At 60.4% G+C, this 4,539-nt stretch carries 5 protein-coding genes; 1 reads left to right on the top strand and 4 read right to left on the bottom strand.

Going from position 1 to position 4,539, the window contains the following annotated elements; translation table 11 throughout:
- A partial coding sequence (locus AC1D01_RS22125) for a hypothetical protein (RefSeq protein WP_477870093.1) occupies window positions 1-230 on the top strand: 230 nt, incomplete at its 5' end.
- Window positions 231-249: 19 nt separating this feature from the next.
- Here AC1D01_RS22125 and AC1D01_RS22120 read toward each other — a convergent pair.
- The 4 genes from AC1D01_RS22120 to AC1D01_RS22105 form a co-directional block, all read right to left on the bottom strand.
- Window positions 250-525: a DUF1488 family protein gene (locus tag AC1D01_RS22120; protein ID WP_477870091.1), complete on the bottom strand. Its 276-nt coding sequence runs from the start codon at window positions 523-525 to the stop codon at window positions 250-252.
- Window positions 526-837: 312 nt separating this feature from the next.
- Window positions 838-2,493: a sensor histidine kinase gene (locus AC1D01_RS22115; protein WP_477870089.1), complete on the bottom strand. Its 1,656-nt coding sequence runs from the start codon at window positions 2,491-2,493 to the stop codon at window positions 838-840.
- A gap of 15 nt (window positions 2,494-2,508) precedes the next feature.
- Window positions 2,509-4,005 (bottom strand): ATPase domain-containing protein, encoded by a 1,497-nt coding sequence (locus AC1D01_RS22110; protein ID WP_477870087.1) that lies wholly within the window; start codon window positions 4,003-4,005, stop codon window positions 2,509-2,511.
- Window positions 4,002-4,169, bottom strand: a complete 168-nt coding sequence (locus AC1D01_RS22105; RefSeq protein WP_157597655.1) for a hypothetical protein — start codon at window positions 4,167-4,169, stop codon at window positions 4,002-4,004. Before AC1D01_RS22105 ends, AC1D01_RS22110 begins: the two co-directional genes overlap by 4 nt.
- Window positions 4,170-4,539: the final 370 nt, after the last annotated feature.

The following is a 4,539-nucleotide window of genomic DNA, read 5'->3' as shown; positions in this document are numbered from 1 at the left end:
ACGTGGTGGGCATGCTGGCCTGCCTTTCGGCGATGGTCTTCGTGACCTGGCTGGGCGTGACGAAGGGCGGCGACGTGAACCCGCTGATCATGGCGCTCAATGGCCCGCTGGGCATGCTGACCCAGCAGTTCGCCAATGGCCTGCGCGACGCACACCAGTTCGAGTTCGGATCGAGCCGCGGTTCGGCCGAGAAGACCGAACTCCTCGCGAGAGCGCCGGCAGTGAAATAGACCGCTGGACTGCAGTGACTCAGCGGCTACCGTCCAAGAACTCATCGGTGTGGATGAGCACCGGGGAAGTCCCTTCGCGGAGGTACTTTCTGGAGACCATCTGGTGGATCTCTTGCCGGTGGGATTCGTAGGCCGCAAGCCAATCCGACGGGCTTGGACCGGCCACAAAACGGTCTTCCAGAAATTCCCTGGAGACCAAGGCTCTGACGATCAGCCCGCCGATGACARCGACAAACCGCACAGCCTCGCTGCGAGTATCAACACTCGGGGCGCTGAAAAATTCCTGCTGAATCAAAGCAGTGCTCCCTTCGAACGCCGGTGCACATAGCAACTTGCCCGGAGTTTGGATTCTCCGCTTCTCCAACCGCTGTGCAGTTGAATATTTCAGCGATGTGCAGGCGTCTGCACATGTCAAAAGACATGACGGCTACCGAATTGGTTGCCGTTTGCTCAATAGCCGCGTGTCCAGTTTTTCTCGGTATGCAACGGCACTGGTGACATCTGGGTGTTCGATACGCTGTTTCAGCCGGGCGGTTGATCGAGGCCGCAAGACTCTCGTACGCGGAGGCCCAACTCGCCGGGTCTGAAGTTGCGCCGAACCGATCTATCAAGAACTCCCGCGATGCCATCCACCGCCGCCTTGATCAGAGCTACGATGTATGGTGTTGAGCAACGGCAGGGAGACAAGAAATTCGCTCCCGAGTTCTGGCCCTGGGCTGCTGGCGGTGATGCTTCCGCCATGCGCTTGTACCAGCTCATGGACGACCGCGAGGCCGATTCCCAGGCCGAGCCCGTGGAAGGCGGACGCCCGAGGATCTTGTGTAAACAGATCGAATACGCGAGGCAATACCTCGGCCGCTATCCCGATCCCGTTGTCGGACACACTCACTACGCAGGTGTCGATTGTGCTGACGACGGACATCGATACGACTCCTCCAGACTGTGTGTACTTGGAGGCGTTGTCCAGTAGATTTTGAAAGACCTGGGCCAGTCGAACAGGGTCGCCGAAGACCCATAGGGGACCAACTGGCAGCTTCATCTTGAAGTGTTGCAGGTGCTTGTCGATCGCGGGACGGCAAGATTCAATCGCTAGCCTGAGCACTTCAACAAGGTTGACCGAAATTGGTTCCAAGTGAAATTTGCCAGTCTGAGCTCGCGAGCTGTCCAGCAAATCATCCACGATGCGCGCTAGATGAGACACCTGACGCTGGATAACCTCCTGCAGCCGGGCGTRCTGCGCTTCGTCGGTGCGAACGCGTTTGAGCAGTTCTGTAGCCGAGCGGATAGGCGCCAGTGGGTTTCGCAACTCGTGAGAGACGATGGCGAGGAATTTGACCTGCTGCTGATGAGTCTTCACTGCTCGAGCTTCAGACTCCTGCAAGGCTAACGACGACAGGACCAACTGTTCGTTCGCGTCACGCAAACTGCGCGGATCAGGTGCATGAGAGAACTGTCGCTCCGCAGGTGAGGCTTCTCCTGATTCAGTTGAGGCAGCGAGTTGAACCGCGTCATTTTCCGGAAACGCGTGATGGAAGCTATAGGCACGGCCGCCGCGGCGTTTGACTCGATACATCGCCTCGTCTGCGGCGTCGATGAGGCGCGCGGAGTCGTCGCCGTCCTGCGGATAGATCGCGATTCCGATGCTCGCGCTCAACTTCATTGCAGGTGCATCCCTGAGATCGGTCGGGGCTTGCAGGGCCTGAAGCATCTTCTCGGCCACCAACGCAGCGTCGGCGGCATCCGAGATTTCCGTAAGCAGCACTACGAACTCGTCTCCGCCGTGCCGACTCACGGCGTCGGAGGCTCGCACGACTCCCTCTAGTCGACGAGCAACGACTTGCAGCACCTGATCGCCTACAGCGTGACCGAGCGTGTCGTTGACTTCCTTGAACTTGTCGATGTCGACAAAGAGGACTGCAAAGCTCGATTCACGCCGATGGGCCATGACGATGGCGTTGTGCAACCTGTCCATCATCAAGGCGCGGTTGGGCGTGTCGGTCAACGCGTCGCGCTGTGTGCTCTGCGTTAGTTCGCTCAGCCTGGCCGTTGTCTCCTGCGCGATCCGTTCGGCGGTCATCACCGCCAACACCAACTTTTCATTGGCCTGCAGCAGCTGGGCCGCCTTCGTGTCGTCGAACTCCCGCTGAACCTGCTCGATGTCGCGTCTAAGGCGAAACAGCTCCTTGCGGAGTTCCTCGACGGCCGATGTTGACTCCGACGAGCCCGCCGATCCAGCAGAGGGCTGGCCGAGATCGCCGCTCATGGTGTCATCGATCCGTCAACGGAGAGCAGGGCCGTCGCCTGGGGTTGAAGCGAGAAGGGAGCGGGCCGGGCGCCTGGTGGGGCGGCCTCCCAAGATGCCTTCATGCTCAGCGAGCATGTCCCCAATCTGGATGCCCTGTGCATCAATGTGAAAGAGGCGCAGCTCGTTCGAATGAGCACTCCCTCGCACCTTGACGACTGCGAGCACGCGCTGCAGCCGGCTGTCTACTTCCACATAGCGCTGCACGATGATCGCGTCGGTTAGGAAGGCGGTTCCGTACGGACTGAAGCGGAGGTCGTCGTAGCGGTCTTCCAGTTCCGAAGTCATCAGGACGGTGGTGCCGGTGCGGGCCAGCGCTCTCACCATGCGCGACAGCGATTCGCGGAAATCTTCCCGGAAGGTTGGAGCCAGCGCCAGCTCGAATCCCGACAGGGAATCGATCACCACCCGRCTGGCTCCTAGTCGCCGGACCTCATTCAGGAGCAAGTGGCTCATTTCGTCGACCGACAGGTTCTCCGCGCCTGTTTCAACAATGCTCACGTGGCCCGCTTCGATCAGCGCCGCGACGGCAGGTGAATGTGACAGCCCCGGTCGCTGCTCGAAGGCGGCGATTACACCTTTCTCGCCGTGGCTTGCGCCTTCGGCCAGGAAAGCAGAAGCGAGAATCGATTTGCCGGAGCCGGAAGGCCCAGCGACCAGTAGCGAATAGCCGCGCGGCAGACCTCCGCCCATCAACTGGTCCAGACCGCGGACACCCATTCTCAGCCGGTCGTTAACGGCCCGGGGCAGATCATGGCCGCGTTGCTCGGCCTGAGCTGGCGCAAACACGTGGAGGCCGTCGTGGTCGATGCGAAACGTATGAAGTCCCGGCAAAGTTGCCTGACCTCGCATCTTCATGATTTCGAGCTTGCGCACCACCGAATTCCTCTGCGTGCTCTGGCGAAACCAGAGCAAGCCGTCGGCGACGGTGAAGACTGGGTTTGGATCCGCGTCGGTGAAGTACTCCCCAATCAGGAACGTCGTGGCCTGCCAGCTCGTCATGAGTATTCCCAGTTGCTGCACAAACTGCTGCAGCCCGAGGTAGCTGCTGCCCGCGCCTTCGCTAGCCAGCATCACAGAGCGGAATGAGTCGACGAAAACCAGTGCCGGGCCGTGCTCTTCCACCGCGGCGACGATCCTCTTCAATACTTTCTCGAGATCACCGGTTGCTGTGTCATCAGCCAGGTTGATGAAGTGGATCGAGCTGTTGACCTTGGCGTCGTCGAAGAATTCGAACTGCTGCATGTAGCGCAGCATCTTCAGTGGTGGCTCGCCGAGGACCGTGAAGTAGAGCGCCGGTCTCTCGGGGGTGGCCAGCGCGAACATCATCTGATGCGCGAGCGTCGTCTTTCCGCTGCCCGGCGCCCCCGCGATGATGTTGAAGGAGAACTCCGGCAGGCCACCGCCGAGCACGATGTCCAGCCCGGGTACGCCGGTGGACAGGCGGTTGATGGTTGCTTTGCCTGTAGTCATGGTGAGGGATCCTGCGCGGGTTCTTCGGTGAAGGGTCTGTCCAGAGACGTGCCGAGCAGCCGCTCGACGAGCGAAGAGCCGATCAGGGCGGACAGGAGTTCGTAGAACGTGGCGAAGAGCGCGGTGCTCGCCGCCGCAGCGTCAGGTGGCGCCAGGGAAGTCAAGGCTTCCCGCAAGGTAGTGAAATCCGTTGAGTCTGCCGGCTCTCCAACGTTGGGAAAGCTGGTAGGCCCCGATCGGGTTAGATGGAGGCTACGCCTGTACAACGCTGCAACGCCTTGGTCACCAATGATGGGCGAAAGCGCTCCGTGAACGCCACTCCATAGCGACTCGGTCGCTGCGGCAACCCTGCCGACTCCCGCATCCCGGGCAACCAAGTGCGCGAACGCCGCTCTAAGGATGAGCTGATCAATTCAATGTCTGGAGCCGACAGCTTCTCTGCGAATGCATTGCACCGCGGCGAGCGCACGTTTGCGTGGATTTCGAATGATTGGCGAGCTCGTCTTAACCTTCAGGGCGCACTGACCCCTGCAG

The sequence above is a fragment of the Rhizobacter sp. P3_B12 genome (assembly GCF_056402895.1).
This window is presented reverse-complemented; position numbering and strand designations above follow the sequence as displayed.